The 19,259-nt window shown below is 68.2% G+C and carries 20 protein-coding genes and 1 riboswitch; of the genes, 14 read left to right on the top strand and 6 right to left on the bottom strand.

The genetic code is table 11. The annotated features are described in order from the left end of the window. Positions 1-152: 152 nt before the first annotated feature. Entirely contained in the window at positions 153-1,664 is a 1,512-nt protein-coding gene (locus tag AC5RUO_RS05585) for an RNB domain-containing ribonuclease (protein WP_494103005.1), read from the bottom strand. 82 nt (positions 1,665-1,746) lie between these two features. Next, complete coding sequence (gene thiE / locus AC5RUO_RS05590) at positions 1,747-2,478, bottom strand: thiamine phosphate synthase (RefSeq protein WP_494103006.1); 732 nt, start codon at positions 2,476-2,478, stop codon at positions 1,747-1,749. A gap of 27 nt (positions 2,479-2,505) precedes the next feature. Further along, a riboswitch (TPP riboswitch) is annotated at positions 2,506-2,624 on the top strand. Here thiE and thiO point away from each other — a divergent pair. The 4 genes from thiO to AC5RUO_RS05610 all read left to right on the top strand — a co-directional run bounded on the left by thiO (position 2,617) and on the right by AC5RUO_RS05610 (position 5,371). Further along, entirely contained in the window at positions 2,617-3,939 is a 1,323-nt protein-coding gene (gene thiO, locus AC5RUO_RS05595; RefSeq protein WP_494103007.1) for a glycine oxidase ThiO, read from the top strand. It overlaps the preceding riboswitch by 8 nt. Next, entirely contained in the window at positions 3,936-4,172 is a 237-nt protein-coding gene (thiS, locus tag AC5RUO_RS05600) for a sulfur carrier protein ThiS (RefSeq protein WP_494008793.1), read from the top strand. The genes thiO and thiS overlap by 4 nt, the downstream gene beginning before the upstream one ends. Before the next feature lie 4 nt (positions 4,173-4,176). Next, the gene (locus AC5RUO_RS05605; protein ID WP_494103008.1) at positions 4,177-4,992 is read left to right on the top strand and encodes a thiazole synthase; all 816 of its coding nucleotides are present in this window, start codon (positions 4,177-4,179) and stop codon (positions 4,990-4,992) included. Positions 4,993-5,035: 43 nt separating this feature from the next. Continuing rightward, positions 5,036-5,371: a 4a-hydroxytetrahydrobiopterin dehydratase gene (locus tag AC5RUO_RS05610; protein WP_494103009.1), complete on the top strand. Its 336-nt coding sequence runs from the start codon at positions 5,036-5,038 to the stop codon at positions 5,369-5,371. Positions 5,372-5,449: 78 nt separating this feature from the next. On the opposite strand, the gene AC5RUO_RS05615 is transcribed toward AC5RUO_RS05610, so the two are convergent. From AC5RUO_RS05615 to AC5RUO_RS05625, 3 genes are read right to left on the bottom strand one after another with little or no spacing between them, the layout of a single operon-like run. Continuing rightward, positions 5,450-5,752 (bottom strand): hypothetical protein, encoded by a 303-nt coding sequence (locus AC5RUO_RS05615; protein ID WP_494103010.1) that lies wholly within the window; start codon positions 5,750-5,752, stop codon positions 5,450-5,452. 29 nt (positions 5,753-5,781) lie between these two features. Further along, the gene (locus AC5RUO_RS05620) at positions 5,782-6,006 is read right to left on the bottom strand and encodes a DUF3107 domain-containing protein (protein WP_009357701.1); all 225 of its coding nucleotides are present in this window, start codon (positions 6,004-6,006) and stop codon (positions 5,782-5,784) included. A gap of 49 nt (positions 6,007-6,055) precedes the next feature. Further along, on the bottom strand, positions 6,056-6,721 hold the full coding sequence (locus AC5RUO_RS05625; protein WP_494008789.1) for a TetR/AcrR family transcriptional regulator: 666 nt from the start codon (positions 6,719-6,721) through the stop codon (positions 6,056-6,058). Positions 6,722-6,805: 84 nt separating this feature from the next. Between AC5RUO_RS05625 and moeB the strand changes: the two genes are divergently transcribed. Beyond that, entirely contained in the window at positions 6,806-8,005 is a 1,200-nt protein-coding gene (moeB, locus tag AC5RUO_RS05630; protein ID WP_494103011.1) for a molybdopterin-synthase adenylyltransferase MoeB, read from the top strand. Between the two features lie 70 nt (positions 8,006-8,075). Here the strand turns inward: moeB and AC5RUO_RS05635 are convergent, their stop codons facing one another. After that, entirely contained in the window at positions 8,076-9,395 is a 1,320-nt protein-coding gene (locus AC5RUO_RS05635) for a glutamyl-tRNA reductase (RefSeq protein WP_494008787.1), read from the bottom strand. A gap of 159 nt (positions 9,396-9,554) precedes the next feature. Between AC5RUO_RS05635 and hemE the strand changes: the two genes are divergently transcribed. The 9 genes from hemE (at position 9,555) to AC5RUO_RS05680 (ending at position 19,243) form a co-directional block, all read left to right on the top strand. Then, positions 9,555-10,649, top strand: a complete 1,095-nt coding sequence (gene hemE / locus AC5RUO_RS05640) for a uroporphyrinogen decarboxylase (protein ID WP_494008786.1) — start codon at positions 9,555-9,557, stop codon at positions 10,647-10,649. A gap of 3 nt (positions 10,650-10,652) precedes the next feature. Next, entirely contained in the window at positions 10,653-12,098 is a 1,446-nt protein-coding gene (gene hemG / locus AC5RUO_RS05645; RefSeq protein ID WP_494103012.1) for a protoporphyrinogen oxidase, read from the top strand. 106 nt (positions 12,099-12,204) lie between these two features. Further along, positions 12,205-13,188, top strand: a complete 984-nt coding sequence (locus tag AC5RUO_RS05650; protein ID WP_494008784.1) for a hypothetical protein — start codon at positions 12,205-12,207, stop codon at positions 13,186-13,188. 117 nt (positions 13,189-13,305) lie between these two features. Continuing rightward, positions 13,306-14,007: a hydrogen peroxide-dependent heme synthase gene (hemQ, locus tag AC5RUO_RS05655; RefSeq protein ID WP_133346057.1), complete on the top strand. Its 702-nt coding sequence runs from the start codon at positions 13,306-13,308 to the stop codon at positions 14,005-14,007. After that, entirely contained in the window at positions 14,004-15,266 is a 1,263-nt protein-coding gene (locus tag AC5RUO_RS05660; RefSeq protein WP_494008783.1) for a ferrochelatase, read from the top strand. The genes hemQ and AC5RUO_RS05660 overlap by 4 nt, the downstream gene beginning before the upstream one ends. Beyond that, the gene (gene hemC / locus AC5RUO_RS05665) at positions 15,263-16,261 is read left to right on the top strand and encodes a hydroxymethylbilane synthase (RefSeq protein ID WP_494008782.1); all 999 of its coding nucleotides are present in this window, start codon (positions 15,263-15,265) and stop codon (positions 16,259-16,261) included. Before AC5RUO_RS05660 ends, hemC begins: the two co-directional genes overlap by 4 nt. Positions 16,262-16,275: 14 nt before the next feature. Next, complete coding sequence (locus AC5RUO_RS05670) at positions 16,276-17,178, top strand: uroporphyrinogen-III synthase (protein WP_494008781.1); 903 nt, start codon at positions 16,276-16,278, stop codon at positions 17,176-17,178. An 11-nt stretch (positions 17,179-17,189) separates the two neighbouring features. After that, positions 17,190-18,170 carry a porphobilinogen synthase gene (gene hemB, locus AC5RUO_RS05675; protein WP_494008780.1) on the top strand — a complete coding sequence of 327 codons (981 nt, stop codon included), beginning with the start codon at positions 17,190-17,192 and terminating at the stop codon, positions 18,168-18,170. Next, positions 18,170-19,243, top strand: a complete 1,074-nt coding sequence (locus tag AC5RUO_RS05680; RefSeq protein WP_494008779.1) for an LLM class flavin-dependent oxidoreductase — start codon at positions 18,170-18,172, stop codon at positions 19,241-19,243. Before hemB ends, AC5RUO_RS05680 begins: the two co-directional genes overlap by 1 nt. The last annotated feature ends 16 nt before the right edge of the window (positions 19,244-19,259 follow it).

Consider the following 19,259-nt stretch of genomic DNA (forward strand, 5'->3'; position numbering starts at 1 on the left):
AAATCTCAAGATCGCGTAGGGGCGGGCTTGTTGGTTTCAAATCAAGGAAATCAACGACCGGGCATCCATTTCTACTTCTCCAGTCTAGCCGTACAGGGCCGCAATCCCGGCTTTTGCACCCTTCGGGGCGGGAAGCCGGCCCGCAACGGGCGTCAGCCGACCAGTTCGAAGTGGACCTCGCGGGTGGCAATATCGGAGGAAAGCAGGCGGACGCGGACCTTGGTGCCGGACTCCAGGTCGCCGGCGCAGCGGGCTGTTACAGCAGGTTCGGCGATCTGGATGATGCCGGAACCGCCGTTGCCGTTACCGTTCTTCCCGTTTCCGTTCTTCCCATTCCCATTGCGGGGGCTGCCGCCGTTGCCGTTGTCCTTTTGGGGCTTCGAGCCGGAGATGACGATGGCATCAAACTCCTGGCCGACATGGTTGACCAGCAGCGCGGCCTCCACGGTATCCAGCGCCATCCGCTCCATCCGGGACGCCAGCTGGTCCGAGCCGGCCATGATCTCGGGAAGCGACGGCAGGGCCTGCCGCGCCCAGCCAGGAACGTTGCCGCCGTTACTGAGAGCCTCGCAGATCACCAGCACAAAGCGGTCCACCAGCCGGCGCAGGGGAGCGGTGGTGTGCGCGTAGGCCGCACCGATGGCGGCCTGCACAGCAGCCTCCGGTACGATGCCGTCAAAAGCGGTGTATGAGGCTCCGCGGAACAGCATCCCCGCCGAGTGCATGATTGCCAGCTGCCGCGGTTCGGTGGGGTCCAGGCTGCGCAGGTACTCGCCGTAGCCGACCTCGCCGTCCCACGGTTTCCCCAGCACCTCCGTCTGGAGTTTGAAGTGGTTCAGGGAGCGTTCGTCCGGCGCGGGCATGGTCCGCAGGATGCCCACCTTGCCGTCCAGCATGAGCTGCGCGGCAGCCATGCCCGTCATGAGCGAAATCTGGGCGTTCCAGTCCTCCACGGGCAGCTGCGGCGCGGCGGCGATGCGGTAACCGCCGTCGGGGAGCTGGACGATCTCCTGCTCCGGCATGTTCAGGCTGGCGCCGTCACGGGCGCGTTCCAGCTCCACGCGCTTGAGGCCAACCTCTTTCAGCAGCTGCAGGACCGGGGATGCGGTGCCGGCGTCCAGTTGGGCCTGCGCGCCCTTGTAGCTCAGCTTGGCGCGGCTGCGCATCCGTGCCCGTCTGACTGTGGCAGAGGTGACTTCGGCATTGCCGTCCAGGCGGAAGTCCCAGACGAAGGCCGGACACTCCTGGCCAGGCAGCAGGCTCCCCGCCCCTTCGCTGATGACCTCCGGATGCAGCGGAATTCGGCCGTCGGGGGCGTAGAAGGTCTGCCCGCGGCGCCGCGTTTCCTGGTCCAGCGGTCCGCCCGGCTTCACGAAGGCCGGAACGTCGGCGATGGCGTACAGCACGTGGTAGCCGCCGCCGTCGGCCTCTATGAAGAGCGCCTGGTCCAGGTCCGTGGACGAGGCCGGATCGATGGTGATGAATTCGACCCCGGTCAGGTCGTGGGACGGAAGCTCCAGCGCGGCCACGGCCGCTTCGGCGTCCCGGACCGCGTGCTCCGGGTATGGCCCGGGCAGCTCCAGCTCGGTCCGCAGCGCGCCCAGGGCCTCTTCCAGCGCGTTGTTGTGCTCATGGACGTTGGGAGCCAGCCGATGGTGTGACACGAAAATCAGCCTAGCCCGAAGACCGCCGAATATGCAGGCCATTGGCGGGATAGAAGGCAGGGCCGTGTTGCCCGCCGGCAGGTCAGGACGCGGCAGCGTCCAAAACGGCCAGGAGTGAGGCCGCCGCCGCGGCGGGATCCGCCGCTTCGGTGATGGCCCGCACCACCACAATCCTCCGGGCCCCCGCTTCCACCACCTCGCTGATATTGGAGTGGTCGATGCCGCCGATGGCGAACCACGGCACCTCGTTGCCGGTTTTGGCCGCGGCTGCTGCAGCGTATTTCACCAGCTCCGGTCCCACGGCGGCCCGGCCCGGTTTGGTGGGGGTGGCCCAGACCGGCCCGACGCAGAAATAGTCCAACCCGGCAGGCCCTGCGGCGGCAACGAGTGCGGCATCCACCTGTTCCGGGGTGTGGCTGGAGAGTCCAATGGCGGCGTTGCCGTTCAGCAGGGTGCGTGCCGCGGGCAGGGGGAGGTCCTTTTGCCCGATGTGGAACACCGGCGCGCCGGACAACACCGCGACGTCGGCGCGGTCATTCACTGCCCACAGCCGGCCATGGCGCTGCGCAGCCTCCCTGAGGACGGCCAGCAGTTCCAGCTCCTCGGCAGCCTCGATGGTCTTGTCGCGGAGCTGGATAATGTCCACTCCGCCGGCGAAGGCGGCATCCACGAAATCCCTGAAGTCACCGCGGTCAGCGCGGGCGTCAGTACACAGATAGAGGCGGGCAGACTTGAGCCCTGCGGTTCCCTCGGCGGTGGTGAAGGCATCGGTTGCGGAGGCGCCGGCAGCGGCAGCGGAGTGGGACACATTCATGGCTGCAAGCCTAGTTCCTCTACACTTGCCTCGTACTGCGGGAGCCTGCGGCAGCTGTCATAAAGCGCCGGGCTGAGAGGGCGTCAGAGCCGACCGCTTGACCTGATCCGGGTAATTCCGGCGTAGGGAAGGAGACACATGGGCACCCCCAACACAGCACCCCCGCAGCCCCCCAACGGCACCATCAGGGCCGACGTCGCAGTCATCGGCGGCGGAGTGGTGGGCCACGCAATCGCCTGGGAAGCACAGCGCTCAGGCCGCAGCGTCGCGCTGATCGACGACGCCCCCGGCTCCGGCGCCAGCTGGGCGGCAGCCGGGATGCTCGCACCGGTGAGCGAGCTGCACTACCAGGAAGAGGATCTCCTGGACCTGATGCTGGCCTCTTCCGCCCGGTGGCCCGGCTTCATCGCGGACCTGTCCTGTGCATCCGGGGAGAAAACCGGGTACCTGACGACGCCCACCCTCGCCGTAGGTGCCGACGCCGCCGACCGCCGGGCTTTGATGGACCTGCGCGCGGTCCAGCAGGCCAATGGCCTGGCTGTTGAGCCGTTGACCGTCCGCGAGGCGCGGCGGCGGGAACCTTTGCTCAGCCCCGCCATCGCGTGTGCCCTCGACACCCCCGCGGACCACCAGGTGGATCCCCGGCTCCTGGTGTCCTGCCTTCGCAACGCCCTCGCCGGGGAAGCCGCCGGCCGCGGCCCCGCAGTTGCGGGCGCAGTGGAAGGCTACGCGGTGCCGGACAGGGCCTTGGGCCTGCTGTGGGCGGATGACACTGTTGCGGGAGCCCGGCTCGCCGGCGGCGGCACAGTGCTGGCCGGAGAAACCGTGGTGGCCAATGGACTGGATGCCGCTGCGCTGATGGACTTGCCCGCGGGCCTGCTCCTGCCGCTGCGGCCGGTCTACGGGGACATCCTCCGCCTCGCCGTACCGCAGCACCTCCGGCCGCTGGTGACGGCCACCGTCCGCGGCCTGGTCCGCGGCGTGCCGGTGTACATCGTCCCCCGGGAGGACGGAACGGTGGTGATCGGAGCCACCCAGCGTGAGGATGCCCTCGCCGGGGCCGGTGCCGTACCCCCGCAAGCCCTCCGGTCCGCTGCCGGAACGGTGTCCGCAGGCGGCGTCTATCAGCTACTCCGGGACGCGCAGGTCCTGGTCCCGGCCGTGGCCGAGCTGGAATTGCTTGAATGTACGGCGCGGGCCCGGCCGGCGACCCCGGACAACGCCCCGCTGCTGGGCAGGGTGCCCGCCGCTCCGGGCTCCAACCCGGGCGGGCACATCGCCGGCCTGATCATGGCCACCGGATTCTTCCGGCACGGCGTCCTCCTGTCACCCGCAGCCGGCGCCATCTGCCGGGACCTGATGGACGGCACCGCGGACCCCCGCTGGGAAACGTTCAACCCTGGCCGCTTCTCCGGCCGCCAAACCTCCGCTGCAAGCGTCAACATCAAGGAGACAGCATGAACATCACCCTGAACGGAAACCACCATACGGTGGCTGAGGGGGCCTCCATCACCACCCTCATCAGCGAGGTCACCGGCCGTACCGTGGGGGCTGACGGCCAGGCCAAGGACGGGAACAGGCTGGGTGTCGCCGTGGCGCACAACGCGCAGGTGGTTCCCCGGAGCCAATGGTTCGCCACGGCGCTCGCCGACGGTGACGACGTCGAGCTTGTCACGGCAGTGCAGGGAGGCTGACACCATGACCGAATCCGATACCCTGACCACCACGGTTGTGCCCAACCTGGACGATGCCCTGGTTATTGACGGGGTGCCCCTGGCGTCCCGGCTCATCATGGGGACCGGGGGCGCCCCGAGCCTCGACGGGCTTGGCGCAGCACTCCTGGCCTCCGGCACGTCCCTGACCACCGTGGCAATGCGGCGCTACTCCACCGCGGAGACGGGCTCGCTGTTCCAGCTCCTGGTGGACCACGGCATCCGGGTACTGCCGAACACCGCCGGCTGCTTCACCGCCCGGGACGCCGTCCTCACTGCCGAACTCGCCCGCGAGGCGCTGGAAACGGATTGGGTGAAGCTCGAGGTCATTGCCGACGAGCACACCCTCCTTCCCGACGCCGTCGAGCTGGTGGAGGCCACCGAACAGCTGGTGGACCGCGGCTTCAAGGTGTTTGCGTACACCAATGATGACCCGGTCCTGGCGCTGCGGCTGGAGAACCTCGGCGCCACCGCCGTGATGCCGCTGGGAGCGCCCATCGGCACGGGACTGGGAATCCTGAACCCGCACAACATCGAGCTGATCGTCTCCCGCGCCTCCGTCCCGGTGGTCTTGGACGCCGGGATCGGTACGGCCTCCGACGCCGCCCTGGCCATGGAGCTCGGTTGCGACGCCGTGCTGCTGGCTACGGCGGTCACGCGGGCGCAGAATCCGGCCCTGATGGGGGAGGCATTCAAACACGCCGTCATCGCCGGTAGGCTGGCGAAAGCGGCGGGCCGCATTCCCCGCCGCGAACACGCGCTGGCATCGTCGGCAATGGAAGGCCGGGCCGAGTTCCTCTAGGCCGGGACCGTGCCGGCTGATGCCCCTCAAGCAAGGAGCAGCAGTGGCCGGCAAAGATGCCCTTCCCCAGGAACAGATCCACCAGGCCCTCGCAGGGCTGCCCGACTGGCGATACCACGATGGCGGGCTGGTGACCGCCTTCAAGACGCCGACGGCGGCTGCCGCACTCGAGCTGATTGCCGCCGTCGGACGCATTGCTGAGGAACAGAACCACCACCCGGACCTGGACTGGCGCTACAACCGCGTCTTCATCCGCTACACCTCGCATGACGCAGGAGGGCAGGTGACCGGACGGGACCTCACCGCTGCGGCAGGAGCCAGCGAGGCGGCGGCCGCCGTGGGGGCGAAGGCGGAACCGTCGCGCTACCCCGGAAGCTAGTCGCCAAGCCGCTTAAGCGAGCGTGGCCGCCGCCCCGGAGGGCGGCGGCCACGCGTGTTTGCAGGATAGTTCCCGGTCCTAGCGGCGAAGGATGGCAGTGAGCCGCTGCGTGTCCTGACGGGCGCGGCTGCGGCCCAGGTAGAGGACCGCGGCCACGGCGGCGGCAACTCCAAGGACGACGGGCAGGACCCACGGGAGCCACGTCAGGCCCGGCCGGTAGCCAAAGCCTGCCATCATCAGGATGATCCAGGTCAAGACCCCGGCAACGACGGCAACGCCTGCGGGCAGGCCGGCGCCATACTTGGCGTGCCGCCTGTCATTCGCCCAGACGATGAAGCCTGCGGCAACCGCTGCCAGCACAACGATGGTCAGGGAAAGCATGGATCTCCTAGGGACGTCCGCGGTGCCGGCTAGAACTGGCCGAACCCTACGCGGCGGACCTCTTCGGCGCCGATTTCCACATAGCCGAGGGCATTGCCGGGAACAATGATCAGGCGTCCCTTGTCGTCGGTCAGCCGCAGTTCGCTGCCGGCATTGATGGCTTCGCCCACAACCTTGGCCACCGTCTCGGCGTCCTGGGTCGATTCGAGCACAATCTCGCGGCCAACGTTCTGAACGCCGATCTTAATTTCCACAGGGGCCTCCCAGCCAGTCAAAGTTCATGGATGATGTCTTATTTGTAGTCTAGGACTCTTTGGGGAAGCGAGAGATTCCGCGCCAAGCTAAACGGTAGATGAGGTCGCTGGCCACATCGAGGTCCAGGTTGCCGTCCGTTTCAAGCCAGTAGCGGGCGCTGACCTGGGCCATTCCTGCCAGCCCCCGGCCCAGGAGTTCGGCTTCGAGATGGGGGAGCTTGGTGTCCTCGGCAATGACGCGTGCGATCGCGTCCGCGAAGGTCCGGTTGAATGTTTCCAGCCTGGAACTGACATCCGGATCGTTGATCAGGTCCGATTCGAAGACCAGCCGGTGGGCCTGGTCGTCATTGGCGATGAAGCGGAAGTAGGCCCGCATCACGGCCTGCACGCGTTCCTTGTTGTCCGTGGTGGAGTTCAGGGCACCCAGCATGAGCTCGGTCAGGGAGGCCAAGTGGCTTTCCAGCAGTGCCAGGTACAGGTCCCGCTTTGAAGGAAAGTGCTGGTACAGGACGGGTTTGCTGACGTGGGCCGTCTCGGCGATCTCGTCCATGGCGGCTCCGTGGTAGCCGTTGGCCACGAAGACTTCCTGCGCTGCGGAAAGGAGTTGGGCGCGGCGCTCGTCGCGCGGCAGCCGGGCGGAGCGCTGGCCTGCCGGACGCGGGGTCGCCTGCGGTTCGGCGGCGGGCGGGCGGTCAGCCCGTGCTTCAGGGACCACGGTTGTCCTTCTTTCCATTGCGGTTAGCTCCACTTTACTGCGGGGTAATATGACCCGGCGGTATCCCGGGGCATACATTGAAGTATGGCTTCGACTTTCACCGCAAATGTTTCCTCTGTTTCCCTGGATCCCCTGGTGGAACCGGCTGGTGAACTGACCCCTGCCGAGGTGGAGCGCTATTCGCGGCACCTCATCATTCCCGAGATCGGGACCATTGGGCAGCGGCGGCTCAAGAACGCGAAAGTCCTGGTGATCGGTGCCGGCGGGCTGGGATCACCTGCGCTGCTTTACCTGGCGGCGGCCGGCGTGGGAACCATCGGGATCATTGACGACGACGCCGTTGACCTCAGCAACCTGCAACGCCAGGTCATCCATGGGGTGGCCGACGTCGGCAGGCCCAAGATCGAATCGGCCAGGGACGCCATCGCCGCGCTCAACCCGCTGGTGGACGTCCGCCTCCACGATGTCCGCCTGGACGCCTCCAACGCCCTGGAACTGTTCGCCGGCTACGACCTGATCCTTGACGGGGCGGATAACTTTGCCACCCGTTACCTTGTTAACGATGCCGCAGCCATCCTGGGCAAGCCCTACGTCTGGGGCTCCATCTTCCGGTTCGACGGCCAGGTCAGCGTGTTCTGGGAAAAGCACGGACCCACCTACCGCGATCTCTACCCCGAAGCGCCGCCCGCGGGCTCTGTTCCCTCCTGCGGCGAGGGTGGAGTCTTCGGCATGCTGTGCGCGGCCGTGGGGTCGCTGATGGTGACGGAGGCAGTCAAGCTGATCACCGGCGTCGGACGTTCCCTCCTGGGCCGTGTGGCGCTGTTCGACGCCCTGGGCGGCAGCTGGCGGGAAATCCGGGTATCGAAGGATCCCGCGGCGGAACCCATCACGGAGCTGACGGACTATGAGGCCTTCTGCGGCATCACCCCAGCGGCGCCGTCGGACACCGAACACACTGTGACCGCAACGCAGCTGGCCACCATGCTGGCGTCCCGGAAAGCCGGGCTCAAGGATTTTGAGCTGGTGGACGTCCGGGAGCCCGGTGAATTCGAGATTGTCCGGATCGACGGCGCAGTCCTGATCCCGCAGGGCCGGATCCTGGCCGGCGACGCGTGGGCGGAAATTCCGCAGGACCGGGACATCGTGTTTCTCTGCAAGGCAGGGACACGGTCGGCCAACGTCCTGGCGGCAGCGCAGAAGGCGGGCTACCAGCGCGTCAGCCATCTCGACGGCGGCATCCTCTCATGGGTGCGCGAGGTGGAACCGCACAAGCCCGTTTACTGACCCGCTGCTCTATCAGATATGGCTCCCAAAAAAGAATTTTGGGAGCCATATCTGATAGAACATGTGTGGTTCAGGCGCTTTCGAGGCCCCGATGGTCCACTGGGCAATCTGCCTGGGCGGACGGGCGGGCAGCGGGCTGCTCCACGGTGATGCCGTAGAGGGCCTCCAGGGCCGCCACGTACTCGTCCTGTTGGCCGTTGGCCGCCAGTTCCCGGGCGCGGACCGTAGGCACGTGCAGCAGCTGCTTGACCATGCGGCGGAGTGCGAACTCCACTTCCTCGGCAGCGGCGGTGCAGCCGTGCCGGGCCCGGACTTTTTCCATTTCGGCGTCCAGGACGTTCATGGTGTGGCGGCGGAGGGCAACAATGGCGGAATCCACGGACCGGGCCTCGCGTTCCTGTTCAAAAGCCGTGGCGGCACCCTTGACGATGCTGCTTGCCTGGGCCAGCGATTCGGCCTGTTCCTGCGGCGCGGCGAGGCGGACCGATTCCAGGGTGAGGAGTTCGACGCCGTCCAGATCGCCGACGGCGGGGTCGAAGTCGTGGGTGAGGGCCAGGTCGATGGCGATCAGCGGCTGCGGGGAGTTGGCGCGGACCTGGGCCAGTTCATCGGCCTCCACCCGGGCGTCCGAACCGCTGCAGCCGATCATGACGTCCGCCGCGGCAACGGCGGGATTGAGGGAATCGTCGTCGAGGGCGGTGCCGCCGCGCGTGGCGACGAACCCTTCGGCCCGGCCGGAGGAGGAGAACACGGAGATGTCCGTGCAGCCGCGTTCGCGGAGCAGTGCCATGGTGGCGCCGGCGTAGGCTCCTGTTCCGAAGACCACCACCTTCTTGGTGGACCAGTCCGGGTTTTCGGAAAGATCTGTTGCAAGGTCCAGGGCCACGGACACGATGGACAGTCCGCGCGAACCGAGCGCCGTCTGGGCGCCCACGTCCTTGGCGGTTTTGGAGGCGGCCTGGAACAGCCGGACCAGACCCGCACTGGCGGTGCCTTCATGCTGGGCGGTGATGAGTGCGCGGCGAACCTGGCCTGCGATTTCCCGTTCACCGACGACGGCGGAGTCCAGCCCGGCGCTGACGGCGAAGAGGTGCTGGGTTACTTCAGGGCCGGTGCGGGTGCTGAAGGAGCGGGATACCAGCGGTTCACTCAGGCCACTGGCTTCGCTGATCTGGGCGACTAGCGCTGCCCGGGCAGCCTCTACATCATCCGGATGGGGCGCCTCGCCATAAATCTCGTAGCGGTTGCAGGTGGCAAGGACAACCGCACCCGTCACGGCCGGCGATCCGGAGAGGGCGTTCGTGGCAATCCCGGAGGAACCGTTGCTCAACTGAGCAACGGTCTCAAGATCGATGTCGGCGTGTGTAGCCACCAATGAAAAAAGAACCACAGCAGACCAATCATAGCTTTTTCGTTCCTCGGTAGAACAACTCCCTGCCCGGTCCCGGGGGTACCCGGGCTTGTGATTCCTGCCACGACGGGAAATTTGGCCTGCGGGATGACAGGCTGTCGTTATCTTTTGGCGCTGATCTTCGGCAGAATCAATGGCATGACTTCTAGCCCTGCCGTCTCTGCTGCCGGCGCCCTTGCCGCTGACCATCCGCTGCTGGACGGCCGCACCGCGGACTCCCCGCTGATCACTGCCTACCGCGGCGGCAAACCCTCCCGCCGTCCCGTCTGGTTCATGCGGCAGGCGGGGCGCTCCCTGCCCGAGTACCTCAAGGTCCGTGAGGGCATTGCCATGCTGGACTCCTGCCTGCGTCCGGAGCTGGCGTCCGAGATCACACTCCAGCCTGTCCGCCGGCACGACGTTGACGCAGGCATTTTCTTCTCCGATATCGTCATCCCGCTGAAGCTCGCCGGCGTCGGCGTGGACATCGTTCCGGGAGTAGGTCCTGTCCTTGATAAGCCCGTCCGCACGGCAGCCGATGTGGCAGCGCTGCCGCAGCTGACCTGGGAGGCGCTGGAACCCATCCGGGAAGCCGTCCGGCTGACGGTGGCCGAGCTCGGCAAGACCCCCCTGATCGGTTTTGCCGGTGCCCCTTTCACTTTGGCTGCCTACATGGTGGAGGGCAAGCCCTCCCGCGACCACCTGGGGCCGCGCACCATGATGCACGCCGACCCGGAGACCTGGTCCGCCCTGGCCAACTGGGCTGCCGACGCCTCCGGGATGTTCCTCCAGGCACAGCTTGAGGCAGGAGCCTCGGCGGGCCAGCTGTTCGACTCCTGGGCCGGATCCCTGGGCCTGGCCGACTACACCCGGTACGTCGCGCCTGCCTCAGCCCGTGCGCTGGACCACGTGCGGCACCTCGGCGCCCCGCTGGTCCATTTCGGCACCGGCACTTCGGAGCTCCTGGTGGCCATGAAGGATGTGGGTGTCGACGTGGTGGGCGTGGACTACCGGCTGCCCCTTGACGAAGCCAACCGCCGCCTGGGCGGCACCGTACCGCTGCAGGGAAACATTGATCCCGCCCTGCTTCCGGCCCCATGGGAAATCCTTGAAGCCCACGTCCGCGAGGTCATTGCGGCAGGCTCGTCGGCACCCGGACACGTTGTGAACCTGGGCCACGGCGTGCCGCCCGAGACGGACCCCGATGTCCTGACCCGGGTGGTAAAGCTCATCCACTCCATTTCCCCGGAGTAGTCCGTGGGCAGCGCGCCGGCCACGGCACAGACCGCGCTGGTGGTGGGCGGCGGCATCTCCGGGCTGCTCTCCGCGCGGGAACTGGCTCTCGCGGGATACCGGGTCACCGTCCTTGAAGCCGGCAATGAGTGGGGCGGCTGCGTGGGCAGCCATGTGGTGGCCGGCCTCACCCTGGACAGCGGCGCCGAGTCCTTCGCCACAAGGTCCGACGCCGTCGCAAGCCTGGCCAGCGAGCTTGGGCTTGGCGGCAACATCGTTGGTCCCCGGCCGGGAGGTGCGTGGGTCCAGTTGCCGGAAGGTCCGCGGGAACTGCCTAAGACGGGCGTGCTGGGCATCCCCGCCAACCCCTGGGACCCGGAGGTCCGGCGTTCCCTTGGGCTGCTGGGTTCCCTCCGGGCGTCCCTGGACCGGATCCTGCCGGCCTCGGTGGGAAACCGGCAGGAGGTGACCAGCGTGTCAGCGCTGGTCCATGCCCGGATGGGCACCCGCGTCCTGGAGCGGTTGGTCGCCCCCGTGGTGGGAGGCGTCCACTCGGCCGATCCCGGGCTGCTGGACGTTGACATGGTGGCTCCCGGGCTGCGCGCCCGCCTCCGGCAGCACGGTTCCCTCGCAGCCGCCGTTGCCGCCCAGCGGCGCAGTGCGGCCCCGGCAGCTGCGTCCGCTGAAAGGCAACCCGCCAAAGCAGGCTCCGCCGTCGCCGGCCTGGAAGGCGGCATGTACACGCTGGTCACCGCCCTGATGGAAGCCGTTCGCGGGCAGGGAGTCGCCCTGCTATCCGGCACACCCGCCGTCGCTATAAACCGCACTCGGGACGGGTGGCACATACAGTCGACCGGCTTGGCCTTCGACGCGAACCTGCTGGTAGTGGCGGTGGACGGTCCAGCCGCCGTCGACCTCCTGGCCGGGCCGGTGCCCGCCGTCGCCGGCAAGAAACCGGCACACGGGCCCGACGTCAAGCTCGTGACCCTGGTGCTGGACAATCCCGCCCTCGACCGCCGCCCCCGCGGCACAGGCGTCCTGGTGGCACCGCAGACCCCGGGGATTGCGGCGAAGGCGCTGACGCACGCCACGGGCAAGTGGGACTGGCTCGCCGCAGCTGCGGGCCCCGGCCGGCACGTCCTGCGGCTGTCCTATGGCCGCGTGGACGGCGTTGGGGGGCAGCCGGCCGGTCCCGAAACGGACGATGAACTCCTGGCCGCCTCACTGTGCGACGCCTCAGCCCTGCTGGGCGTGGACATCAGCAGGGAAACCATCCTTGACTGGGACGTGGTCCGCTGGCGCGGGGCCCTGCCGTTCGCCGCCGTCGGCCACCGCGCGAGGGTGGCGGCCATCCGTGAAGCCTGCAACGCGGCGGGCGGCCTTGCCGTGGTGGGCGGCTGGGTTGCCGGCAACGGGCTCGCCGCCGTGGTGTCCGACACGCAACAACAGATCCGGAATCTCGCAAGCTGAACGTCTTCGCTGGTCAGCGCGGGGTTGAGTGCAAACGGCGCTTCCGGCGGTTGGTCCAACCCCGTTTCACCGGCTTTCAATTCTTTCTGCTCCATGGTTAGGGTCGATGACTATGGTTCACAACAGGTCCGAGCTTTCAATGTCCCGGACCGGTATCCATGGGGGAATCCGGCGCGGCAGTTATGCAGCGGCGATCGGAGCGGTACTGGTTCTAGCCACAGGCGCCACGGCGTCCCAAGCAGACGAAGGGCTGGCTGATCCCGGCAGCCCCACAATTCCGCTGGCGCAGGAAAAAGGCCCCCAGCCGCCGGAGGCATCCGGGCGGGCCAGCGCCGGTGAGGCCCTGCAGGCAGCGCCGGGCCAGGACAAGGACGGGAAGGACTCGAGCGGCAAGGGGTCAGGCAAGGACAAGTCCGCGCAGGAGACCGCTGTTCCGCGTCCGTCGGCATCGCCCTCCGCCATGGTGCTGTCTTTGCCCCCGGCACTCCTTCCGGCGGTAACGGCTACTCTTTCCCCGACCGCGACGGCGGTCCCCACCCCAACACCGTCGCCTTCCTATGCTCCGACGGGCAGTACCCCTCCTGCGGCTCCATCCACCGGCACCGCACCTGCAGCCGCTCCAACGCAAACGAAAGATGGCGCCGCGGCATCGCAGACCGGACCGGCTTCGTCACCGGCGGCGTCCGCGGCCGCAGCGACGACAGTCCCCACTGCCCCGGCCGTTCCGGGCACCACGGCCGCAGGGACCCCCACCGCTGCAGATGCCAGCCAAACGCCGGCTGGTTCCGTCGCCGCTGCGTCCAGTGAATCCGCAAAGGCTCCGGCGGCCCAGCAGTCGCATTCCACCGGCCCGGCCACAAACCCGGCGGCAGGTGCGGCGCCCGGCAGCCAAGCTGGCGGCGCGCCACTGTACAGCACACCCCAGGCGCACTCGGCGTGGACGCCGTACAGCACCGGCACCGGTGCGCGGAGCAGTGCCACGCTCAAGGCCCAGCCGGAGCCGCGCAGTGCCATGGTGTGGCTCGGGTCCGGACTGGTGGGTGTGGCAGGTGCGGCTGGCCTGGTGCTCTTCCGCCTGCGCAATCTCTAACGCCGGAGCGACTGGGACAGAGGGGAAACGGAGGCCCGGTGTGATCTTCGTCACTTCTACGGGTTGTAGAAGTTGTTGGTTTCGACTTGGCGGGTACTAAAGGGCAAACTTGTAACCATGAGCCACACTTCTGCCGAATCTGTCACTAAAACCGAAGAATCAGCCGAGCAGTTTTTTACCCTCTGGACTGTCTTCAAACGGTCGGAGGCAGTGGTCCGCAGCGCCGATGCCGCCGCCGATTTCGAGGCCCTGTTGCAGCGCCTGGCTGAGGGGCACGTGACCCACCGCGGCAGCTACGACGTCTCCGCCATGCGCGCCGATGCCGACGTCATGGTGTGGCTCCACGGCCCCAAGCCGGAGGCCCTCCAGCAGGCCATCCGCGATATCCGCCGCAGCTCGCTCTTCGCCGGAACCGAGATCGTCTGGTCGGCGATGGGCGTGCACCGCGAGGCGGAGTTCGCCAAGAACCACACGCCTGCTTTCTCCCGCGGCGTCACCCCGGCGGAGTGGCTGTGCGTCTACCCGTTCGTCCGCTCCTACGAGTGGTACATCCTCCCCGAGGAGGAGCGCGGCGCAATGCTCCGCGAGCATGGGCTGCTCGGCCGCGAATTCCCGCAGGTCATCTCCAACACCGTGTCCTCCTTCGCGCTCGGCGACTGGGAATGGATCCTCGGCCTGGAGGCCCCCGAACTCGTTGACCTGGTGGACCTCATGCGGCACCTGCGCGCCACCGAGGCGCGCAACCACGTCCGCGAGGAAGTCCCGTTCTACACCGGCCGCCGGATCTCCGCCGACGAGGTAGCCGAGGTGCTGGCATGAGCCCCCTCGATGCCCAGGGTGGCACCGCCGTCAATCCGGTGACGGAGGCGGGCCGGATGGCCCCCAAGAACTACGACGCCGTACTCCTCGCCTCCTTCGGCGGTCCCGAGGGCCAGGAGGATGTGATTCCCTTCCTCCGCAACGTCACCCGCGGCCGCGGGATCCCGGACGAGCGGCTGGAGGAGGTCTCGCACCACTACCGCGCAAACGGCGGCATCAGCCCCATCAACCAGCAGAACCGTGAGCTCAAGGCAGCACTCGAGGCCGAGCTGGCCGCCCGCGGCATCAGCCTCCCCGTGCTGTGGGGCAACCGCAACTGGGCCCCGTACATTCCGGAGACACTGCAGGACGCGTACGACGCCGGCCACCGCCGCCTGCTGATGATCACCACGAGTGCCTACTCCTGCTACTCCAGCTGCCGCCAGTACCGTGAGGACATCGGCATGGCGCTGACGGAGACCGGACTGGACGGCCGGCTGGAAGTGGACAAGGTCCGCCAGTACTTCGACCACCCCGGATTCGTGGAGCCTTTCGTGGAAGGCACCGCCGCCGGCCTCGCCGAGGTCCGTGCCAAGCTGGCTGAAGCCGGAACCCCGGATGCTCCCGTCCGGATCCTCTTCGCCACCCACTCAATCCCCACCCGGGATGCCGAAGCTGCCGGTAAATCCGACGGCGAGCCCCGCGAATTCGAGGAAGGCTCAGCTTACGTGGCACAGCACCTCGCCACCGCCGCGGCCGTGATGCAGCGGGTGGAGGAGGAATCCGGCCTCACGGCTCCGTGGTCGCTGGTCTACCAGTCACGCTCGGGCGCCCCGCACGTGCCGTGGCTTGAACCCGACATCAACGACGCCATCGAGGAACTCGCCGGCAAGGGGACCAAGGGCATCGTCATCGTGCCGCTCGGTTTCGTCAGCGACCACATGGAGGTTGTTTGGGACCTGGACACCGAAGCGCTGGAGACCTGCGCCAATCTGGGCCTGGCCGCCACCCGCGTTCCCACCCCGGGCACCCACCGCAAGTTCGTCAACGGCATGGTGGACCTCATCTGCGAACGCACCGAGGCCAACCACATCAGCGACCGTCCGGCGGTAACGGACCTCGGCCCCTGGTACGACGTCTGCCGTCCGGGCTGCTGCGCGAACTTCCGCGGCGAAAAACCCACCATCGCCGGTGCCGACACCACAGTGGGGACAGGCCACGACCCTTACCCCGCCGTGCCGGCGCAGCCGGAAGCATCGCAAGGAGCAGCACAGCAGTGACTGTCCGGATCGGAACCCGCGCCAGCAAACTGGCCCTGACGCAGACGCAGCAGACCGCGGACCAGCTGGCCGCCGTCGGAGGTTTTCCCGTGGAGCTCGTCCACATCAGGAGCGACGGCGACGTCCTCACCGGCTCGCTGTCGCAGATGGGCGGCACCGGGGTCTTCGTCGCAGCGCTGCGGGACGCGCTGCTCCGGAACGAATGCGACGTGGCCGTCCACTCCCTGAAGGACCTTCCTACGGGGGCAGCGGTGGGGCTCAGCCTGGCGGCCACCCCGCGCCGCGTTGACGTCCGCGACGTCCTCTGCGCCCGGGACGGGCTGAAACTGGCCGATCTGCCCGCCGGCGCCACGGTGGGAACCGGTTCGCCCCGCCGGGCAGCACAGCTCCGCGCGGCCCGACCGGACCTGGAGATCCTGGATATCCGCGGCAACGTGGACACCCGCCTGGGCCGGGTTCCCGGGCTTCCGGGCAACACCACGGACCAGGTGGTGCCCGGCAAGTCCTGCGACCTCGACGCCGTGGTGCTTGCTGCCGCAGGCCTGGAGCGCATCAACAGGCTGGATGCCGTCAGCGAATTCCTGGAGACCGACGTCATGCTCCCGGCCGCCGGGCAGGGGTCCCTGGCCATCGAGTGCCGCACTGCCGACGCCCCGCGGAAGCCCGGCTCAACCGAAGGGTCCCAGGCCGTGCTGGCCCAGGCCCTCGCCGCGCTGGACGACCCGGACACCCGGCTCGCCGTCACGGCGGAGCGGGCCATGCTGGCCCGGCTGGAAGCCGGCTGCGCGGCTCCGGTGGGCGCGTACGCCTACCGCAAGGGCAGCATGCTGCACCTTGAAGGCGTCGTCTGCGCCGTGGACGGCACCGCGTCCGTCCGCGACAAGCGGGCAACCGACGGGCTGACCGAGGTGGGCGCCACCCTTCTGGGCATCGAACTGGCCGAGGTCCTCCTTGCTGCCGGTGCCGCCGACATCGCAGACCTCCAGGCATCCTGACCTTGCCCAGGGGAGTGCCTGCAGGAACATCAGGGGCGGGCAAGCCGCTGGCCGGCGCCCGGGTCCTGATCACCCGGAGCCCGGAGCGGTCACTGGAACTCGTGTCTGCGCTGCAAAAAGCCGGGGCCACCGCCATGCTCCTGCCGCTCATCGACTTCGAACGGGCACCGGACCAGCATTCCCTGGACGTAGCCTGTGACGCATTGGGAGCCGGCGCGTTCGATTGGCTGGTGCTCACCAGCGCAACCACTGTCCATGTGCTCCTCGGCAAAGCCCGGGACCGCGGCCTTTCCCTGCGCCAGTGGGTCCCCACCGGTACCCGGATCGCCGCCGTGGGACCAGCCACGCGGAGGCTGCTGGAGTCCAACGGCCTGGCGGTGGACCTGACCCCGCGCAGCGAGCAGTCCGCCGCCGGACTGCTCGAGGTCTGGCCCGGCGACGGGAGGGTCCTGCTGCCGCAGGCCGACATCGCGGCGCCCGCGCTTGCTGAGGGGCTCAACGCCGCAGGCAGCAAAGTCACGGTCGTGGCCGCCTACCGGACGGTCGACTACCCCGCGGCAGCCGAGCGAAGGCTCGCCGTTCCGATGGAGGACGGGGACGGGGGCCGCGTGCCGCCGTCGTACTCCCTGCTTTCGCCGGCAGCTGCCCGGGCGGGGATCGCGGACGGAAGTATCGACGCCGTGCTCGCAGCCTCACCCAGCGCCGTGCGCCGGATCGCAGACCTGGCGCCGTTGCGCGGCTGCCGGCTTGTGGTCATCGGGCGTTCGACGGCGGAACAGGCCGCCGCGCTTGGCCTGCAGGTGGCTGCGGTGGCGGCTGAGCCGACGCCGGAGGGACTCGTAGCTGCCGTCGCGGCCGCCCTGGGAACCGCCGGTTCCGGCGTGGCACCGAACTCGAATCCACCCGGAACAACGTGAAGGACAGGACCATGACATTCCCCAGCCAACGCCCCCGCCGCCTTCGGACCACGCCCGCCATGCGCCGGCTGACCGCCGAAACCCGCTTGGCGCCGGCCGAGCTCATCCTTCCCGCCTTCATCCGGGAAGGGCTCGCCGAACCGAACCCCATCACTTCAATGCCGGGTGTGGTGCAGCACACCACGGACACCCTGAAGCGCGCGGCCACCGAGGCCGCCGAGCTGGGGCTGGGCGGCATCATGCTGTTCGGCATCCCGGAAAACCGCGACGCCGAGGGCTCGGCCTCGCTCGACCCCGACGGAGTGCTGAACAAGGCCATCCGCGACGTTCGCGCCGAGGTGGGGGACAGCCTGGTGATCATGAGCGACGTGTGCCTGGACGAGTTCACCGACCACGGCCACTGCGGGGTGCTCGACGACGACGGCTACGTCGACAACGACCGCACCGTGGAAATCTACGCGCGCATGGCCGTGGCACAGGCGGACGCCGGTGCCCACATGCTGGGACCCTCCGGCATGATGGACGGACAGATCGCCGCCATCCGGACCGCCTTGGATGGAGCCGGCCACACCAGCACGTCGGTCATCGCCTACTCGGCCAAGTACGCCTCCGCCTTCTACGGGCCGTTCCGCGAAGCGGTCGACTCCCAGCTCAAGGGCGACCGGCGGACCTACCAGATGGATGCAGGAAACCGCACCGAGGCGCTGCGCGAAGTGGAACTGGACCTGGCCGAGGGCGCCGACATCGTGATGGTCAAACCGGCCATGAGCTACTTGGACATCGTGGCCGACGTCGCCGCCATGAGCCCGGTGCCGGTGGCGGCCTACCAGATCTCCGGCGAGTACGCCATGATCGAGGCAGCCGCCGCCAACGGCTGGATCGACAGGCGGGCTGCCATCACCGAATCCGTGCTGGGCATCCGCCGGGCCGGCGCGGGCATGGTGCTGACCTACTGGGCCGCGGAGCTGGCCGGCTGGCTGAAGGAATCCTGATGACCGGGCTGCCCGCGGGACCCACCGAACCTGTAGGGGAGGACCGCATCCTGCTGGGCCTCAACACGTTCGGTGACGTCGGGGTGAAAAAGGACGGCACCCCGCAGGCGCATGCCGAAGTCCTGCGGCAGCTGCTGGAACAGGCCGAACTTGCGGACGCCGTCGGACTTCACGCCTTCGGTGTGGGGGAACACCACCGGAAGGACTACGCGGTATCCGCGCCGGAAGTCTTCCTGGCTGCTGCGGCGGCCCGCACCACCAGGATCCGCCTGGGTTCGGCCGTCACCGTCCTCAGCTCGGACGATCCCATTCGCGTCTTCCAGCGCTTCTCAACGGTGGACGCCATCTCCAACGGCCGCGCCGAGGTCATGCTGGGCCGCGGCTCGTTCGTGGAATCGTTTCCCCTCTTCGGGTTCGACCTCGCAGATTACGAGGTCCTCTTCGAGGAGAAGCTGGAACTGTTCAGCAAGGTGCGTTTGCAGCAGCCGGTCCACTGGGAAGGGCGGACCCGGCCGGCCCTGGCCGGGCTCAGCGTCTACCCACCCCTGGAACACCACCTGCTGCCCACTTGGATCGGCGTCGGTGGCACCCCTGAATCGGTGCTCCGGTGCGCCCACTACGGCTACCCGATCATCTTCGCCATCATCGGCGGCCAGCCGCGTGCTTTCCGTCCGCTGGCAGACCTGTACCGCGAGGCCATGGCTAAATACGGGCACCCGATGCAGCAGATGGCCACGCATTCGCCGGGGCACGTCGCCCCCACGGACGAGCAGGCGCGCGAGGAGTACTATCCGCACTGGCTCACGTTGCGGAACCGGCTGGGCGCCGAACGCGGCTGGGGCCCTGCCGGCCGTCCCGAGTTCGACGCCATGTGCGCACCGGAGGGCGCCCTGTACGTCGGCTCCCCGGAGACGGTGGCCCGGAAGATTGCCCTGCTTAAGCAGAACCTGGGGGTGGACCGCTTCGACCTGAAGTACAGCAGCGGGCCCCTGCCGCATTCGGCAATGATGCGCTCGATTGAGCTGACGGGAACGGCGGTGGCGCCCAAGGTGGCGGAACTGCTCGGCAGCTGACATGCCGGCTAACTGA

Source organism: Arthrobacter sp. Y3221087 (genome assembly GCF_059089905.1).

Excerpts from the sequence above, each read along its gene's own strand:
- AC5RUO_RS05605 (WP_494103008.1), top strand. The coding sequence starts at position 4,177 with ATGACCGAATCCGATACCCTGACCACCACGGTTGTGCCCAACCTGGAC.
- thiE (WP_494103006.1), bottom strand. The coding sequence starts at position 2,478 with ATGAATGTGTCCCACTCCGCTGCCGCTGCCGGCGCCTCCGCAACCGAT.
- hemQ (WP_133346057.1), top strand. The coding sequence starts at position 13,306 with ATGAGCCACACTTCTGCCGAATCTGTCACTAAAACCGAAGAATCAGCC.
- AC5RUO_RS05650 (WP_494008784.1), top strand. The coding sequence starts at position 12,205 with ATGACTATGGTTCACAACAGGTCCGAGCTTTCAATGTCCCGGACCGGT.
- AC5RUO_RS05660 (WP_494008783.1), top strand. The coding sequence starts at position 14,004 with ATGAGCCCCCTCGATGCCCAGGGTGGCACCGCCGTCAATCCGGTGACG.
- thiO (WP_494103007.1), top strand. The coding sequence starts at position 2,617 with ATGGGCACCCCCAACACAGCACCCCCGCAGCCCCCCAACGGCACCATC.
- hemE (WP_494008786.1), top strand. The coding sequence starts at position 9,555 with ATGACTTCTAGCCCTGCCGTCTCTGCTGCCGGCGCCCTTGCCGCTGAC.
- moeB (WP_494103011.1), top strand. The coding sequence starts at position 6,806 with ATGGCTTCGACTTTCACCGCAAATGTTTCCTCTGTTTCCCTGGATCCC.
- thiS (WP_494008793.1), top strand. The coding sequence starts at position 3,936 with ATGAACATCACCCTGAACGGAAACCACCATACGGTGGCTGAGGGGGCC.
- AC5RUO_RS05615 (WP_494103010.1), bottom strand. The coding sequence starts at position 5,752 with ATGCTTTCCCTGACCATCGTTGTGCTGGCAGCGGTTGCCGCAGGCTTC.
- hemB (WP_494008780.1), top strand. The coding sequence starts at position 17,190 with ATGACATTCCCCAGCCAACGCCCCCGCCGCCTTCGGACCACGCCCGCC.
- AC5RUO_RS05680 (WP_494008779.1), top strand. The coding sequence starts at position 18,170 with ATGACCGGGCTGCCCGCGGGACCCACCGAACCTGTAGGGGAGGACCGC.